The organism is Niallia endozanthoxylica (assembly GCF_008710145.1).
Lineage (GTDB): Bacteria > Bacillota > Bacilli > Bacillales > Cytobacillaceae > Bacillus_BD > Bacillus_BD endozanthoxylica.
The window spans coordinates 1-17,994 of sequence record NZ_VYKL01000067.1; the positions used below are offsets into that span (position 1 = coordinate 1).

General features: G+C 38.7%; 17 protein-coding genes and 1 pseudogene. 1 reads left to right on the plus strand and 17 read right to left on the minus strand.

The features are described from left to right. From F4V44_RS26405 to F4V44_RS26475, 15 genes and pseudogenes are all read right to left on the minus strand, one after another. A pseudogene (locus F4V44_RS26405) lies at positions 1 to 172 on the minus strand (IS200/IS605 family accessory protein TnpB-related protein); the annotation flags it as partial. A gap of 97 nt (positions 173 to 269) precedes the next feature. Next, positions 270 to 602 (minus strand): 2Fe-2S iron-sulfur cluster-binding protein, encoded by a 333-nt coding sequence (locus F4V44_RS26410; RefSeq protein ID WP_150442962.1) that lies wholly within the window; start codon positions 600 to 602, stop codon positions 270 to 272. 47 nt (positions 603 to 649) lie between these two features. Further along, complete coding sequence (locus F4V44_RS26415) at positions 650 to 1,564, minus strand: catechol 2,3-dioxygenase (RefSeq protein ID WP_150442963.1); 915 nt, start codon at positions 1,562 to 1,564, stop codon at positions 650 to 652. An 18-nt stretch (positions 1,565 to 1,582) separates the two neighbouring features. After that, complete coding sequence (locus tag F4V44_RS26420; protein WP_150442964.1) at positions 1,583 to 2,608, minus strand: NADH:ubiquinone reductase (Na(+)-transporting) subunit F; 1,026 nt, start codon at positions 2,606 to 2,608, stop codon at positions 1,583 to 1,585. Positions 2,609 to 2,701: 93 nt separating this feature from the next. Beyond that, entirely contained in the window at positions 2,702 to 2,980 is a 279-nt protein-coding gene (locus F4V44_RS26425) for a ubiquitin family protein (RefSeq protein WP_150442965.1), read from the minus strand. Positions 2,981 to 2,994: 14 nt separating this feature from the next. Beyond that, positions 2,995 to 4,488 carry a YHS domain-containing protein gene (locus F4V44_RS26430; protein ID WP_150442976.1) on the minus strand — a complete coding sequence of 498 codons (1,494 nt, stop codon included), beginning with the start codon at positions 4,486 to 4,488 and terminating at the stop codon, positions 2,995 to 2,997. A 27-nt stretch (positions 4,489 to 4,515) separates the two neighbouring features. Beyond that, the gene (locus F4V44_RS26435; protein ID WP_150442966.1) at positions 4,516 to 4,809 is read right to left on the minus strand and encodes an MmoB/DmpM family protein; all 294 of its coding nucleotides are present in this window, start codon (positions 4,807 to 4,809) and stop codon (positions 4,516 to 4,518) included. An 18-nt stretch (positions 4,810 to 4,827) separates the two neighbouring features. After that, complete coding sequence (locus F4V44_RS26440) at positions 4,828 to 5,949, minus strand: ferritin family protein (RefSeq protein ID WP_150442967.1); 1,122 nt, start codon at positions 5,947 to 5,949, stop codon at positions 4,828 to 4,830. A 91-nt stretch (positions 5,950 to 6,040) separates the two neighbouring features. Next, positions 6,041 to 6,949: a methylisocitrate lyase gene (gene prpB, locus F4V44_RS26445; protein ID WP_150442968.1), complete on the minus strand. Its 909-nt coding sequence runs from the start codon at positions 6,947 to 6,949 to the stop codon at positions 6,041 to 6,043. A gap of 14 nt (positions 6,950 to 6,963) precedes the next feature. Beyond that, positions 6,964 to 8,400, minus strand: a complete 1,437-nt coding sequence (gene prpD / locus F4V44_RS26450) for a 2-methylcitrate dehydratase (protein WP_150442969.1) — start codon at positions 8,398 to 8,400, stop codon at positions 6,964 to 6,966. Positions 8,401 to 8,506: 106 nt separating this feature from the next. Continuing rightward, positions 8,507 to 9,625, minus strand: a complete 1,119-nt coding sequence (gene mmgD, locus F4V44_RS26455; RefSeq protein ID WP_150442970.1) for a citrate synthase — start codon at positions 9,623 to 9,625, stop codon at positions 8,507 to 8,509. Positions 9,626 to 10,101: 476 nt separating this feature from the next. Next, entirely contained in the window at positions 10,102 to 12,012 is a 1,911-nt protein-coding gene (locus F4V44_RS26460; protein ID WP_150442971.1) for a XylR N-terminal domain-containing protein, read from the minus strand. Positions 12,013 to 12,519: 507 nt separating this feature from the next. Beyond that, a complete protein-coding gene (locus F4V44_RS26465) occupies positions 12,520 to 12,660 on the minus strand; it encodes a YvrJ family protein (RefSeq protein ID WP_150442977.1) in 141 nt (46 codons plus the stop codon). Between the two features lie 468 nt (positions 12,661 to 13,128). Next, positions 13,129 to 13,356, minus strand: a complete 228-nt coding sequence (locus tag F4V44_RS26470) for a DUF2922 domain-containing protein (protein ID WP_317978381.1) — start codon at positions 13,354 to 13,356, stop codon at positions 13,129 to 13,131. Positions 13,357 to 13,381: 25 nt separating this feature from the next. Further along, complete coding sequence (locus tag F4V44_RS26475) at positions 13,382 to 13,600, minus strand: DUF1659 domain-containing protein (protein ID WP_150442972.1); 219 nt, start codon at positions 13,598 to 13,600, stop codon at positions 13,382 to 13,384. A 297-nt stretch (positions 13,601 to 13,897) separates the two neighbouring features. On the opposite strand from F4V44_RS26475, the gene F4V44_RS26480 reads away from it, so the two are divergent. Beyond that, on the plus strand, positions 13,898 to 14,941 hold the full coding sequence (locus F4V44_RS26480; RefSeq protein ID WP_150442973.1) for an outer membrane protein assembly factor BamD: 1,044 nt from the start codon (positions 13,898 to 13,900) through the stop codon (positions 14,939 to 14,941). Positions 14,942 to 15,058: 117 nt separating this feature from the next. On the opposite strand, the gene F4V44_RS26485 is transcribed toward F4V44_RS26480, so the two are convergent. Further along, positions 15,059 to 16,276, minus strand: coding sequence for a hypothetical protein (locus tag F4V44_RS26485; RefSeq protein WP_150442974.1), 1,218 nt, complete (start codon positions 16,274 to 16,276; stop codon positions 15,059 to 15,061). Positions 16,277 to 16,739: 463 nt separating this feature from the next. Next, complete coding sequence (locus F4V44_RS26490) at positions 16,740 to 17,138, minus strand: hypothetical protein (RefSeq protein WP_150442975.1); 399 nt, start codon at positions 17,136 to 17,138, stop codon at positions 16,740 to 16,742. Between the last annotated feature and the right edge of the window lie 856 nt (positions 17,139 to 17,994).

The following is a 17,994-nucleotide window of genomic DNA, read 5'->3' on the forward strand; positions in this document are numbered from 1 at the left end:
ATTTGGCTTTGTATTCAATCATCGTTTGAAATTGTGACCACGAGACCTCACTAATGGCTTTGGCAAGATGATGATTTTTCAGCATATTACTTACAGACAAATCTTCCATTCCGATAATGTCGTGGTTTTTGACAATCTCGGTTGCGATTTTGTCTAAGTAATCTTTACGGGCGGTTAGTCCCCCACCTATCTTCTTTGTGTATACTCAGAATCTTGAGGTGGGGATTTTACTCCCGTTAAGAGTGGAATAAAAAATCGCTACTTTTCTACTAGCTTCTTCCACTAATATTCTCTAAACTTTCCTGTTGTGCTTTCTCATAATCCTCAATAGCAATGATCTCAAGATCCATTTTGGCTTTCATGCAGCAGGCCAATGCATAACCGTTCGCTAATTCCTCATCGGATAAGGCATCGTGGGAACGAATGATTTCCTGCTCATATTCACCGTTAACCACCTTTACCTTACACATGCCGCATCCTCCGCTCACACATCCAGTTGGAATGGGAATAAACTGATTCCGCGCTGCCCTGAGCGGCGTTACGTTCGATGGACAGGAATACTCAAACTGTTGACCTCTCGCTTTAAGAGTTATTTTATTCATGCTCATCCCTCCATTTTCATTTGATCATTTCGTTACTAAACCTCAGATCAAGTTAACGCTTTCATAAAAGACTCAGATAATTCTCTGCGATGGTAGAAAATTCCTTGTCCAATTTTATCTTCCGTCCAAGTAATGGTCGGCATATCTGGATAAGTAATGTATCCGCCTGCAAATGCTTCATTTCGGTTTCCTGATGGGTCAAAGAAGTAAATCGTTTCACCACGTGTAATCCCGTGACGAGTCGGAGTCACATCAAACGGAACTTCATACATGGATAAGATATCTGCTGCTTTAAACACATCATGAAGGGAATCAACATGGAATCCAGCATGGTGCAGCTTTGCATCAGGGCCTTTTACAAACGCTAAATCATGGGCTTTATTTGTTGTATACAGGAAGCTCCCTAATAGCACCTCGCCATCAACAGTGGTAATTTTTTCACTTTGTTTAAAGTTAAGTGCATCAATAAAGAACCTTGTAACGGTATTTAAATCATCACCGGTTAATAGGCAGTGGTCAAAACGATGCGGCGCAATTCCCACTTTTCCAAGCGGCCACGGATGTGGATTTAACGTTCCTACAGCTGTCCCTAAGAAATCAATTTCATGGTACAACTCACAATGATGGCCTGTCGGTAAAATAAAGTGAACGGCTTCCCCTTCACCCAATCTAGTACCCTTAGAAATTCTTGTCGTTGTACAGCCGAATTCTTCGACCTTTCTTTCGAAGTAGACGAGGTCATCTAGGGTTTCTACTTTAAAAGCGAAGTGTGCAATTCCAGCACTTTTCGATTTTGTTAGTATCACACTGTGATGATCATACTCATCCCACGCCTTTAAGTAAACACTGTCACCCATTCGGCCTGTTTCTTCTAAACCGATTACCTTTGTATAGTATTCTACTGATTTTTCTAAGTCTAACACCTTTAATTCAATTCGACCGATCCGCATTACTTTCGCCATGTTCCTTCCTCCCCCTTATTAAAATTCATCATAGGAAATATCTGTACCTTTAACGCCGCCTTTTGACAAGGCATCACATGCTGTTTCAATCATGATAGGCGGACCGCAAAGATAGGCATCCATATTTGTCATGTTTTCAAGGGTGCTTGAAATCACATCTGCAATGAAGCCAGTTGCACCATCCCAGCCATCATCAGCATCCGGCTGTGATAATGCAGGGATAAAATGGAAGTTTGGATATTTTTCTGCTAATGTCATCCACTCCTCAGCCAAGTACAAGTCCTTTTTCGAGCGGGCTCCATAAAAGAACCATGCTTCTTTTTCAAAAGTGTCCGAGAATACTTCTTCAACTAACGACTTAATCGGCGCCATTCCAGAACCGCCGGCAACAAAGATCAAGTCTTTATTGCGATCACGGAGCTGCATGCTGCCATATGGCCCTGAGCCTGTAACAGTGTCTCCTGCTTTCAGGTCGCACATATAATTGGAACCTTGTCCGTTCGGAACTCTCTTAATATGAAATTCAACCAAACTGCCGTCCTGATATTTATTGGCTACCGAATAGGCGCGTGTATCATCTAGACCAGGAATATCAAACTCAAAAAATTGTCCTGAACCATATGGAATTTCAGCAGGTTCTTGTAATTTCAGCTTAATCATGTGAATGTCATGCGTATATGGTTTATTTTCCACAACCTCTGCTTCAAAATCATGTACCGAAAAGAATGGCAGGTCTGATTCTTCTTCCTCTACTTCAATCACAAGATCACTTTCAACGAGCGTACTGCACATTAATGTAAAGCCTTCTTCTCTTTCAAAGCTCATTAAGGAGTAGTCCGAAACGCGGTCCATAATCTCATAATCGCCTTCAAGAACCTGGCACTTACAGGCTGAACAGCTGCCGTGACGGCATCCATAGGCAACCTGAATGCCGTTGCGAATCGCAGCATCTAGTATCGTTTGACCTTCCTTAACAGTAATGACCTTCCCGCTCGGCTCTAATGTAATTTCATAAGTTTCCACTGCTGTTGTTGTTTTGCTCATGTTTCTTTCTCCCCTCTCATTTAATCTATGTAATTCCATCGATTTAGTAGAGAATAAGCAGATGCTTATCCCCTACTTCGGAAATATCCTTTATCAAGCAATGACTTGGAGGCAGTCGCCATTTCGCATACCTGCTTCTCGAACCGTCTGATCTAAGGAAACGTCAATATCCCTGGCAGCCCGTTTTAAGACGAAGCGATAACTTTTTTCTTTATCTGCTTTGTATGTGTCTAATATTTCCTGCAGCAATTCATTTGTTGTCATATTATAGCGGGCGCGCATCCCTAGATAACTGGTTCCTAATTCTTTTTCTATTTCCGGTCTAAGTACGAACCAGACAAGTAGATGGTTTTCATCCTTCAAATAGTCCATTCTATCCCCTCCTACTAGAAAAATTTCTTATCGAGTCCTAAATGTCTCCGATACTCGAGCCAACGAGCATGCTCATTTGAGGAATAATGTTCACCGGCTTCATTTGGAGATAATCCAATATATTTGAATAATCCCGCTACCGGATCTTCACCAAACTCGCCGTTCAAATAGGCTTCTACCGGCCACCAAATCTGCATATATTTAAATGGTTCCTGTTCAAAAATATGCTTACAGCCAGGAGAACAAGTAATATACGTTTTATTGTTATATTCACTGTATTGTGTCCATAGCTTTGTCGGGTTATCTGGGTCTGGAAACTCTGCTGGAACTTGACACACCTGACAAATAGCCGGAACACCAGGGCTGGCATTGGCAAAGACATTATGATCATTGCGGCGGAAAAATGGTGCATAATACTCATCAAATAAAGGATATTCGTTTGATAACCATTCATAGTCATCCGGCTGCAGCTGAAAGCCTCTAAACATATTGGCATGCTTGAACTGATCGAGAATTCGCATCGTTACATGTGAATAATGCTCTTTTTCTTTAATGCTGTCTTCCGCATGCTTTGGAAGACGAATGCCGTATTTACGTAAATCCTTAAATAAACCATTAAACACTTGCTCTTCAACGTACATTTCAAACGCTTTTTTCCATGAAATAGGACGAATACGAGGATAATAGTCTACAAGTGTAGACACAACAGAGAACATACGGTATGCTCTCCAATACCACTTATCCAGCCAGCCTTGAATGATTGGAATATTACGGTCATCTTCCTCTAACAGCATTTTTAACGCTGACATTCCCAGTGCCATGTGGCGGGATTCATCTGATTGAACTGTTTTTCCAACAGCAGCAAAGTTTTCATCCCCGACTGCACCGGCAGAAGAAGCAAACGGCAGGAAGAGAATATTGGTAAATACATATTCAAACGAGAAGGAAATCGCCATTAACGCTTCAAATGGACCGGCTGTCATCGCATCATCAAAGAAGGACTTAGGCACCGTATTAAACCATAGGTTTTGTGATGTATTCGCAAATGCATGCAATCCGTCGATCTCTTTACTCATATGAGCGTAGTGCTTGATTTCAATTTGCGCATGACGCAGTTCGTCAATCGCCTGATTGAAGGTCGCAAAGCGGATGGCTTCAATTGGGATGTTGCGTCCGACATAGGCCATCAAGCGGTGTGCAGAATATTCTGCAGGCTGAACGGCATTCGCAAATACTTTTACCCCTTCATACCAACGGGAATCTACGACTTTGGCATGTCCGTCGTTTGCTTCAAAGGCATTTCGAACCGCGTGGTAAATTCCGTCCTTTTCAGACTGAATTTTCACATACTGGTTATAGGCCATCCGGAATGGATCTTCCCATCTGCTTGGATCCTTAAGAATAATCCCTTCTTTTTCAATTAAAGGATACACCCGGTTCATATCAAAATCCTTTGGCTCCCACATTAAATCCCTTGTCATTGCATGATACTTTTCTTTTATCCCCATTTTAGCCACGTGACTGATTCCTCCTTATTATGCATCTTCCCATTCAATAGTCAGCTGTTCTTCGTCCCAATCCGTAATAAATCCGAAAGCAGAAGACATAACAAGGTGTACTTGATCCATATCAAAATCTGCTCCAAGATGTTCTTCAACCGTTTCTCTTTTTAAAACCATTTTCCCGGGTGCTTTCACTTTTTTATAAACGTGAAAATCTTCAACAATTACGTCTTCATTATCTTCTTCAATCGCAGCAATAATCGCAGTTACAACACTACCTCCGCTTGTATCTAAATCCATCCCTACATAGGCTTGTTTTACAGTCATGATTTCCCGTCCTCTCTATTAGCTAAGCGCTATTTCGTATTGTTTAAATGGCAGTTTATATTTTTTATAGATTGGAATAATCGCTTCTTCTTCAATCCTCTTCAATGTAGCCGGAAGGTCGATAGCGATTCCATGTTTTTCAAATAACGGAGCTAAGGCAAGGACTGCTTCGAAGGCTTTCGGGTACCATTTATCGACCCATTCTTGGATGATTTCTACATTTGATAAGGTCTCTTCTGGAGTCTCCCTCGGGTCACTTAACACTTTACCCCAGCGGTAATCTCCTTCCCATTCCTCATAGCCCAGTGCTTTTAAGTAATCCCAACGGCTTTCAGCCTCATCCTGTGCTAACAGCTTGAACAATGAGAATGCCCAATCACGGTGCCAATCTAACTGTTTAGCAATGACAAGGTTCATAACGGCTAAATGCGTATCCCCTTGTTTCATCGCTTCCTTATTAAACTCACGGTACATAAGGTTTCCTAGTAAAAGATCTAACGTTAAGTTCTCTGCCACCAGTACTTCTGCCCAGTCATCCGTAACAAGGATTTCTTCCACATAGCGGCGCAGCGGCTGGAAGGCCGGATCATTCAAGAGCACTTCTTTACCGTGGACTAGAAAATCACCATGATGCTCCTGCATATTCATCGCCCATTGTGAAATCCATTGCGCTCTTCCTGTTTTGTCGTAGGCTTGGTAGGTTGCACACTGCTCGATCGCCGATCCTAAGGCATATCGAATGACATATTGCATTTGCACGTTTTCGCCATATTCGAGGTGGCGAAGCGGTGTATAAAGATCTCTTACTGCATCTGCCCATTGCGGTGAAAGATTTTCGATTAGACCGAGTTCGTTCGCCTGGGTGAATGCGTTTTCAATTTCCTCCGCCATTTTCTTACGATTATTTACATAGGTTGTATACCAGAATTTCTTCGGATCGCGGAAGGCTTCCCAATCGGAAGATTTCAGACGGGTATAACGCGGATCATAAATATCATAATCCCGCTCATCGAAAATATGGCGGTAATGCATATGTACATACGGCTGCTGTCTGACTGTCACATCTTCATATTCATTCTTTGTTTTGTAATCCCACGGCTGCTCCCTGATTGTTTTTTTGAATGCAGGTTCTTTTGCCATTCTTTTTCCTCCTTATTCGGCAACTTCCTAAAATTGTGATAAAGGGATTCGGTTCCTTGTCCCTATTGAACAGAGAACCAAATCCTTTATTCTATTGATCTTTTGTTAATAAGGTTTTGGAAATCTCCTGATCCAATCCCTCAAACTCATAATAAGAAATCGTTGAATACAATTCGCTTCTTGTCTGCATATCATGAAGGCCTTCCTTTTGCGTACCCTGTTCTTGGATCAACTGAAAAATACGTTCATAGGCTTTCGCAGCCACCCGTAAAGACGTAACAGGATAAATAACCATTTGGTACCCCATATCAGCAAACTCAGCTGCGGTATAATAAGGAGTTTTGCCAAATTCAGTCATATTCGCTAACAATGGAACCGAAATCGATTGAGAGAATAAACGGAATTCCTCTTCAGATTGAAGGGCCTCAGGAAAAATAGCATCTGCTCCTGCTTCTACATAAGCTTTTGCTCTTGCAACAGCCGATTCAAGGCTTTCGACAGCTCGGGAATCCGTTCGGGCGACAATCACAAGAGACGGTGCAACTTTTTTAATGGCTTGAATCTTTTGCACCATTTCCTCCGTAGAGACGAGTTTTTTCCCGTTTAAATGTCCACATTTTTTAGGCAGCTGCTGATCTTCTAGTTGAACAGCCGCTACATTAGCTTCCCACATCTCTCTTGCAGTACGGGCTACATTCAACACACCGCCAAAACCAGTATCAATATCTACTAACAACGGTAAATCAGTCGCCCGTACTAATTCCCTTGCTCTTTGCGCCACTTCCGCTGAAGTAACTACTCCTAAATCAGGTAACCCGAGGCTTGCTGTATAAGCCGCACCTGATAAGTAAAGTGCGGAAAATCCAGCTTGTCTGGCAACGAGGGCGGCCATTGCATCATGCGCCCCTGGAATTTGTAAAATAGTAGGTCCAGTCATAAGTTGTTTAAATCGATTGGCTAGTTCCGCCTGTGATGACGGTTGATCCACAATCCATGCCATGTATCCTTCCTCCTTTACAATAAAAATAAGTCCATAAATTCGTTAACCGGCATATTGGACAAGCTTTTAGCATCTGAGCATACTTCTTGAATGATCTTGGCTTGTTTTTGTGAGAAATGCGTCTGAATATTAGCAGAGAACTTTTTGTTGATTTGAGGAATCGCCTCATCTCGGCGGAAACGGTGTCCTAATGGGTACTCACATTCCACTACGTCCGTACTTGTACCATCTTTAAAATGAATTTGAACGGCATTCGCAATGGAACGCTTATTTGGGTCTAAATAATCTTCACTGTACCTTTTGTTTTCCACAACAACCATCTTGTCTCTTAAAATATCAATCAGCGGATTTGACGCGATTTCATCTTCGTAATGATCAGCGGTAATATCCCCAAAGATTAGTCCAATAGCTGTAATATATTGAAGGCAATGATCGCGGTCAGCTGGGTTATTTAAAGGACCTTCCTTATCAATAATACGAATCGCTGACTCATGCGTTGTAATCGTAATACGGTCAATTTCTTCTAAACGGTCAATTACTTTCGGATGAAGCTGAACGGCACATTCCGCAGCCGTTTGTGCATGGAATTCGGCAGGGTATGAAACTTTGAAAAGAACATTTTCCATCACATAGGAGTCAAGCGGACGAGCCAGCTTTAATTCTTGTTTATTAAATAAAACGTCCTGGAATCCCCAACCTGGTGCTGAAAGAGCCGTTTTATATCCCATTTCTCCTTTAAGCGCCATCAGAGCTAAATGAACGCCCCGGCTCGTCGCATCTCCAGCAGCCCATGATTTCCGGGAACCCGTATTCGGTGCATGTCTGTATGTACGCAAACTGCTATTATCAATCCATGCATGTGATACAGCATTTGTAATTTCTTCTTTTGTCCCCCCTAACAATTTTGCCACAACAGCCGTCGTTGCCACTTTAACAAACAGTACATGGTCAAGACCGACTCGATTTAAACTATTTTCAAGTGCAAGCACTCCTTGAATTTCATGAGCCTTGATCATACTTTCTAGTACGACTTTCATTGTTAATGGTTCTTTACCTTCTGAAACACGGACGCGGCTTATGTAATCAGCAACAGCCAAAATACCACCTAAATTATCGGATGGATGTCCCCATTCAGCAGCAAGCCATGTATCGTTATAATCGAGCCAGCGAATCATACAACCAATATTAAAGGCTCCTCTCACTGGATCTAGACAATAGGATGTGCCTGGTACTCTGGATCCGTTCGGAACAACCGTTCCAGGCACAATCGGCCCCATTAGCTTTGTGCATTCCGGATAGTTTAAAGCCAAAATCCCGCAGCCAAGCGTATCTAGTAATACATAACGCGCAGTGTCAAACGCTTCTTCACTTGTAATCTCTTTATTTAATACGTAGTCTGTTATATCTTCTAATAATTGATCTATTTGATTTAGTTCATTTGTTTTTAACATGTTATCCTTCCCTTTCCTAGTAAAATTGATTATGCTAGTAATATGAATGTTCTGGCCAACATTCATATTACGGTGAGACAGTCAACAACGCACAACGCATCGTTGATTATTTGCTTAAGGCATGTCGTTCACCAATATAATTGACTCTTGGGCGGAACAGACGATTATTGGCATGCTGCTCAATGACATGTGCACATAATCCTACTGTTCTCGACCCAAAAAAGATTGGTGTATATAATGGGATTGGAATTCCAAGCATCCAGTAGACAGGAGCTGCATAATAATCTAAATTTGGATAAAGTCCTTTTTCTCTTTCCATTAGCCTTTCTCCCGCTTCACACATCCGGTACAAAAGGTCGTCTCCTTTTATATCACTCAACTGCCTTAATGCTTCCTTCATCATTAAAGCCCGAGGATCCATTTTCTTCATATAAACACGATGACCAAATCCCATAATCTTTTCTTTGTTTAACAATTTCTTTTCTAATAGCTCTTCAAACTTTTCAACAGACTCTGCCTCAAGAAGCATATGCATCACCGCTTCATTAGCCCCGCCATGTAAATTTCCTTTTAAGGATGCCACTGCGCCAGTCAATGCGCCATAAAGATCTGACTGAGTAGAAGCAATCACCCTTGAAGTAAAAGTAGAGTTCGGCATCTCATGCTCACTATAAAGCACTAGTGAAAGGTCAAAAATTTTCTCTTCAATGGCTGTTGGTATAGTGCCTGTAATCATATAATAGAAGTTAGCACTGTAGGATAAGTCTTTGTCTGGTTGAACAGGTCTTTGTTTGTTGAGAATTCGATAACTGTTAGCCACAATGTTTGGAACCGTTCCCAATAGTTGGTAAGCGCGTTCTTTATTTACGTCTAACGAACGATTATCAATATCCCCATCGTAACCAGAATGAAAAGAGATACCTGTTCTTAGCGCATCCATAGGATGAGTCTGTTTTGGGAGCAATTTAAACATTTCATAAAGCGTTTCTTGTATTTCATAGTTTTTCTTTAATTTATTTTCCAATCTATTCTTCTCATCTTGATTAGGCAGCTTATCTTCTAGCAGAAGATGTACAATATCTAGATAACTATAATTCTTAGATAATTCAATTAAGTCGTATCCCTTAATTACGATTTCCCCTTGAACGGTATCAAGAAAAGAAATCTTTGTTTCTGCAGCTACAACTCCATCTAACCCTGGATAAAAATGACTTATATTACTCATTCTTTTTCCTCCCTTTCACTTACTATAAAAGTATTCCTTGTATTTAGTTTATTGATTGACAATAATTTACGCAATATCACGAATATTCTAATAATTTATTCTTTTTAGAAGATTTGTGTTGGTTTTTATACATACATAGCAAAAAAAGCCTCATTCATAAGAGGCTTTCTATATAAACTACTATTCTGTTAAAAAAGATTCACTGCAAAAACTTTCTATAATATGTCCTTTTTAATATTTCGACAGATACTAGTGGATATTTGACTCATCTAAGCGATATGGTCATGAAACAAGAGGAGAAAACGAGTTTTCTCCTCTTGTTTCATAACCATATCGCAACCTTTCAGCGAAGCTGAAAGGCGTGTGAAAAGTCCTTTTCACACGGATGAGTCAAATATCTAGCGGAAGAACTATGTTTACTACTCGTACATGATAGAAAAAGAATTCCTCTATCGATTTAATCAGTTGGATATATCCTATCCTATCCTATTTAGATCTAATTCCCCTATTAATATTAAAGACTGGAGTGCTAAATAGAGTTGATAGTTATAAAAAGGATCTCTAAGATTATGATTGAGCAAAGCTTCGATCCTAGAAAGGCGATATCGTAAGCCACTAAGAGACATAGCGTTTTCACAAGACGTTTGTTCCAAATTTCCACCATTAGCAAGAAATATATAGAGAGTTCTAAGTAAATCTACCTTCTTATGATCCAATGGATCCAATAGCGGCCCAAGCGTATTTCGAGCAATTTGAAGGATTTCTTTTTCGTTATTTTGATTAATTAAGGGACCGATCATACCTAATGAATCAAATAACATGATCCTCTTATTCATGGTTGCCATTCTTAGGGCCGTATACGCTTCATTGTAGCAGTCTTTTGCCTTTCCGATTCTGTCTGACTGTTTACTAACACCTGCAAAAAACAGAGCTTCGGGAAACTTTTCAGAAAGAAAACACAAGAAATGCTCAAAATACGTATCAATTCCATCTTGTTCTAAATAACTGCTCGGAATGAGCAGAATGACGCTTTTTGTACGATGACCGACTAAAATATTTCCTTTTTTATTATGAAAATAACTAGTTACTGCCTTTCCCATCTCTTCGTGAAAAAGAAACTCTTTTTTTAAGTTATTTTCCTGTAGTTGATATTTAATCATTGCAATTCGATAAGGCTCAGAAAGATCAAGATGAACAAAGCTCCCCCGTCTTAAAACTTCCTCTTCATCTTGGTATTCTTCTCTTAGAATTTCATCAAAAAAATTCCCCATCATCCGCTGTTCTGTCGCAAACTTCGTTATCTCATTTTGTAGAAAATGAGAACTAACTGAAGCAATACGTTCTACTATCATTTCATGAATTTTCGAATAACTGAATGGTTTATTCAGGTAAATGAATGAACAGTACCCTTTTATTTGTTTTTGCAGATAGATAGGCGTAATCAGCCTGGCATGATGATCTAATTGAATCCAGCTCGTTTTGTAAATTTCTTGGAAGACTTGTTTATGTTGTTGTTTTTTTGAAGTTTGTTCACGCTGTATGTAGGATATAAATTCTTCATTTACTTCATTTAATTGAAGAGAGGAGAGTCCACTAAAAGCAAGAGGTTTATGTTTGTCATCTGTAATAATTCCAGGTGTAACAGTTTCTTTATATACGACCTCTGTAATCGATTTCAAGTTGTTGCCTTGCAGAATTTCTTCCGTTAACTTTTTATGGATAATTGTACTTTTTTCTAAATTACCTTTCTCTTCCAAAAGCTTTTCATATGTCAATTCCAATTCTTTCACAATGGGTGATTCCTGATAAAATTGAAGTTCATGATCAATTTCACCGTCCCAATAATCCAGTGATTTCCCCACCCATTTGCATTCACTATGGCCTTCTGCCTGACAAGATACTTCTTTAACTATAACCATTTGATTGCAAATCTTTGAAAGATATCCGCTGGCATATCCGCTCAATGTATAGCAGACAGGCGTATGGGATAAACTAAACTGCCTAAGATGCTCTTCTGCCTCATAGGAGTTTCTCCATATCCCTTCCATACGTACAGATATTTTTTCATTTTCCGGTTTCATTTCCAGTTTTGTTACCTCAATCTCTGCATGTCCTCTCATCCTGTGCAGAATAGGACCGTAATATATCGCATCTTCCACCGTATTCAAGTTTTTCTTTAATACTTTATTTGCATCCTCTTGACCAAGTTCCCAACCATAACGGATTAAAAACCCTTTCACTCTTTCGTTGCCGATGTTCTTGATTAAGTTTTTTCGAAGTGTTCCGAATGCAGAAATGGAAGTTAAAATGGAACGATCATCACCAATAAAAAGAGAGCCATTCTTTTTTACATGTAAAGTTTCATTTGAATTTAGACTAATTATCATATTTCCACCACATCCTATTCGTCTGTTAACTTATTACTCAGAGAAGAGATTGCCGAATAATTAACAAAACGTAATATTTTGATTAAATTATATATTCAGAAAATGAAGTGTTCATTTGTGGAACCTAATGTTTTTCCAAACACCAATGATTATCACCATCTCTTACTCCTCTAAATGTTCCGACAGTATGAAATGAATCAAAACAACAAATAATTAGACTTTTTGCAATGTGGATCAGACACAATCCCTAATCTAAAAAGTACCTGTGACCTATCTAAGAGTTGAAAAATGTTCTTATACAATATTGAATCACATTCGAGAATGAAACGGAAGTATTTTGGAGAATTTAAGGAGAAACATTGAAAGTAAAACACGGGTTGTGGAGAACTAGCGGTGAGCACTAGTGACTTGCTTGCTATTGGACTCGTTAGAAATGTGGGGATGGGTTCTGATGTTTCATCAATACCTGGTTTTAGTCAATGGAAACGCGAGAACCGGCCTCATGTTTCATTTTCCGCTTAATCGCTCCGGCAGGCTTTGAATCGATTGCACCACGTGATCGAGCTTTGCTTCCATTCGATAAAGCACGAACAGGGTAACGGCAATTGGAAAGCCAACCTCACTGATGAGGGGAATGAATGGTTCCAAGATAGACACCTCTTTTCTCAATAATTACAGGAAAAGGCCGCCTCCAGAAGGATAAACGGTTCTCTTTTGAAGTACAAAAGGTGAAAAAACAGATTAAATAATATGCCTTTTATTTTTCTTTAAAGGTATAAGATCATAGGCGGAGAATTTCCGTCTAATATATATAGTGGAGGCTTAAGAAGACGATATAAGCGGAGAATTTCCGATTAACTCCTCTAAATAAAGCAAAATCCAAAGATTTGGAGAAGATAAACGGAAAAACTCCCTTTATTCCTAGGAAAATATCAGTATTTCTCCATTTAAGCGGAATTTCTCCGTCTATTTTTCAAACACAATAAAAAATAGGGTGCGAGAATCACTCGGATTTCGCACCCCACTTGCGATTTAATGTTTTGCACCTTTAAAGAGAATCCGCCTCCAGAAGGAAAGCAGCCTCTTATTTTCAGAGATTACGAATGAAAAATGAACTTACACGATTTCGTAATCAGTCACGTTATGTTCCACAAGTCGTGCTTCTTTCACGCTGACAAGGCTTTGATTTTCACCTCCAAAGATATCGGCTGCAATAACCAAATCCATTACTTGCTTCACTGCTGTCTTGTTCACTGGCTCTTTTGGATTATCAATCGTCAGTTTAGAAGTTTTTCCTAGACCATTTGTAAAATGCAACTCAAGTGTTTTTGCCATATTCGTCATCCTCTCCTCTTAACGTTATTCTTGCTTAACCGATTACTTCATAAAGATCGTTCTTTTCCACCATAGCAAGCGGGTCGTTCGATAGAGAAGCCAGAGCCTGCCCCACCTGGAAAAGCTGATCAGCCGTAGCTGTTTCAACCACACCACCATACGTCTTTGATTTAAAAATCGGCTTACCGCCCTCGCCAATCCCAATTTCATAAGTCAAACGCAACTTCATCGCTTTTACCATTGTCTGTGCCATCTTGATCACCCTCTCCTTTCATGATTGTTATATAGAGAAAGGATGAAAAAGCGGCCTATGAATTTATATTTTTTTGTGAGGTTAAGTTGGAATATAATCGAGTTTCTTGATACTGGGGCAAGAGGAGGTGTCTATTTATTGGAGGCTTGACCACAGGCACCCAAAACGATAAAAACAAAACAAGCGATAGTCAATATGTCACACAATTCTGTCTAACTATGGTAATATTCCCGTATAAACCTTTTTGTTTGGAAAAACAAACTAGGGTGTTAAAACTACAGATATAGGAGAGTTACTATGAAATGTAAAAAAGTAATTGTATGTATTATCATGATTCTATTAGTGCTATCGGCATGTTCAACTAAGACATTCGATAATGCCTTAGAACAAGGATTAGCCAGTTTAGAGGAAAAGGACTATTCCAAAGCAGTTTCATATTTTGAAATTGCCCTAGATGAAGATAGTGACAGCGAAGAAGCAACCTCTTATCTGGAGCAAGCGACACTTCTGAACGATGCGAGCAATTCTATAAAAGAAGAAGATTATGAGCAAGCATTAAATTCTATAATAAAACTGGAAAAATTAGATAATCTACTAAGTGTTGTTAAAACCAATGCAAAGGAATTAAAGGAACAGATCACTCTTGAACAAGAAAGTCTAGTTTATGAGGATGAGCTAGAAAGCATTCGCACTCTAATTGATAAGGAAGAGTATGATACAGCTGAAACCAAACTGGAAACGTTAAAGAATGTGTTGGGCAATAACTCCAATTTTCAAGTCCAACTAGAAGAGATCTCTACATTATTAACTGAAAAAAGAATAGAAACAGAATCCCAATCAAAAGAGAGCCAACAAGAGTCGGAGGAAGAATCCGACACAGAAGAACAGCCTCGTTCGGAACAGAAGAAAACTACTTTTACTTATAACACATATACAAACACGAGATATGGATTTTCTGTTCAATACCCAACAACTTTTACAGAAGGGCCGGCACCTGCAAATAATGACGGAAGAAAATTTCATTACGAAAATTGCACCATTACAGCATCTGGCAGCCATATTAATATTATACAAGACAATGAAACAATCGAAACGTATTACAATGAAGCCCTCCAAGATGCATCTGGATCTGGTTCCACTACATACCAACGACTTGGTAGTGATTGGTATGTGGTCTCTTATAATGATGATGGTAATACGGTGTATGAAAAAGCTATTATGGGTGAGGACATTATTTCAAGACTTATCATCACTTATCCAACGAATCAACAAAAGGATTACCAGTCTATGGTTGAACAAGTTTCAAGTACTTTCAAGGGTGGACAGGCAGAATTATACTAGTAATAATTTCTAAAACTGAGTTGACCCCGGACGATGACAGGCACCCAGAACAAAAAAACAAGTAAACAGTTGCTCTAGACAACTATTTACTTGTTTTTTTTGTATTACATCAGTCTATCATTCTGAAACACCGGGACGGTTCCCACGTTTCGAATCTCCCATATAAAATTGTGGTATTGGGATATGACCTAAGATTTCTAGATCTTCTTGACTTGTCTTAATAGGGTTAAAGTATAATTTACTATCTACTCGTGATAATTCTTCTAATTTACTCACTATATCTTGTTCTAAGCCTAACCCTAGAAATATGTTTTGCGTATGTGAACGATTTAAAAGTGTAAACTTATACCCATCAATATCCACTTCACTAGACATCTCAGTATTCAATTTTATATGGCCGTTAAATAAAGGTTCCTCTTTTCTTCTTTGATATGTATCGTACTCTATCATATTAAAATTTTGAACGTTCATATCCTCATCATACTCATACCTCAGTATGTACCAATTCTCTGAATGATAATAACCAGGAACTTGAGCTTTAACATGAGTAAAATCCTCTATTGGTACTTCTATAAAGTATTGATTTTGAGGATTCATAGACGGTAAATGCTTTTCCACTATTTCTAGGCTAGGTTTAGCTTCAAGTTCATCAATGCAATATTGATCATATTCATTCCAAGCAGTGACTTTGAAAGCAAATGGAGGCGTAACTCTTATATTTTTAAATTCAAAAGGAGAATTAATAGCAAATCCAAAGCATGGCATTCTATCATTATTGGATTTTTTATCATAGATAATTACATGCATGCTAATTAATTTAGAAGCTAATCTTAACGAATTTACTTCATAAGATTCCGTGTCGACATCTAATAACTCTTCTAAGGATGGCAGGTTTGAAATTTTGGTTATACTTTTTAACTTTAATAATAATATGGAAAAAGCAAATAAAGCCCCTATCATAAGAGCTGAAAAAATCCCTAAAATGATGGATTCAGACTTCGTAAACTTATTTAGTAAGGCAAGATTTAAAATGCCAATTGTTGCAATAGCAACCCATATGGAGAATGTAGAAATACTTATAACATTACTGGTAAATTGCGTTTTCTCTTTAATGATATCCCCATACAATCCGAGTTTTTTTAATATTTGATTAGGATTTTCTTCTACTTTTAATTCCCATAACAATTCTCTGCATTTTTGGATATTATGTTGGCTAGTAATAGATATAAATATTGAGAGTAAACCTACTAAAGTAAATACGCAAGCAATTAAGCCAAATACAAAAGCTATAATGTCGGATGTATTAGTTATTTGAATTAAATTTAATCGATGCAATATGTCTCACTTCTTTATTTAATATTTTTGAAACGCGAGAACCGTCTCCACGTTTCGCACTATGGTAATTTCCTCCTAAAACACATACGATTATATCATGATTTTCATAGAAATTGACTAATTTCGCCTATAAATAACTAAGGTAACTAGTAATGAAGGGACATAACTATTATGAATAATATCACTGTTTTATTTTTCTAACTTTATCTATCGGCAAGATATATATACCTTAAGCCCGAATTATAAAGAATAGGCGCACATTTCCGGTACGCATTAAAAATAGCCGTATATCCTGACTTTTCAATCAAATATACGGCTTATTTCATTATATTTATTTTCTACATTCTGCCTGGATTATTTTTGACCAGGGCATGTATTGGTCTAAGATTCCAAGGTTTTGTATGTAGAGAATTCTTTTTCAACTTTGTAGCCTAGCATGGCTTAGTATAGTAGATCATTTCTTTCAAACTAATTTATCTTGCTTATGGTAGGCATAGTCAATTAAGTCTTCCATTCGTTCAATCGGTTGAGCACGGTCTAATTTTTCTAACGGGATATATGCTTCGTGTGGTTTTAGTTTATGACCTCTAATAGTCCGAATGTCATAATCTAGTCTTGCTTGTGCTTCTATTTGTTTTTGCTTTCCAATGGTAGAATCAGGATGCCCAGGGTCAACATGTAAAATAAGTGATTGGAGACTGCCGCCATGCAAAGTCGCAAACTTTCTTTGCTTTTCCTTGTAATAGCCAATGACAGGTTCCTTTGCGGCATCCTTTGAAGACACTCCTGGTAACTGAGAAAGATATTCGTGAATTTTTTTCGCTATAGATTCTTCTTTGAAATGTCCTAATTTATTCGTCACCTTCCGTTCCCCTCCTACTAAAAAATCTAGATACTCTCTTTCTTACACTTCATCATTTAAAATATAGTCTCTTCTATTATTGCATTTTTCCCATATTTTAGCTACAAAAATACAGGACTATTATACTATTAAAAGAGCGCGTGGATTGTTACATTCCCTTTTATTAAAACCTTCCGAGGCTGCTGAAAAATACTTTTCTGACAGATTTCCATAGAGATCCCTAAAGTTTGTCCGAATCCAGCCCTCATTCGGACAGATTTTCCTGAAAAACCACTAAGTTTGTCCCAATCCAGGTCTCATTCGGACAGATTTTCCTGAAAACCCCTAAAGTTTGTCCGAATCCAGGCCTCATTCGGACAGATTTTCCTGAAAATCCCTAAAGTTTGTCCGAATCCAGGCTTCATTCAGACAGACTTTCCTGAAAAACCACTAAGTTTGTCCGAATCCAGGTTTCATTCGGACAGATTTTCCTGAAAACCCCTAAAGTTTGTCCCAATCTAGGCTTCATTCGGACAGATTTTCCTGAAGATCTCTAAAGTTTGTCCCAATCCAGGCCTCATTCGGACAGATTTTCCTGAAGATCTCTAAAGTTTGTCCCAATCTAGGCCTCATTCGGACAGATTTTCCTAAAAATCCCTAAGGTTTGTCCGAATCCAGGCCTCATTCGGACAGATTTTCCTGAAGATCTCTAAAGTTTGTCCGAATCCAGGCCTCATTCGGACAGACTTTCCTGAAAACCCCTAAAGTTTGTCCCAATCTAGGCTTCATTCGGACAGATTTTCCTGAAGATCCCTAAAGTTTGTCCGAATTTAGGCTTCATTCGGACAGATTTTCCTGAAGATCTCTAAAGTTTGTC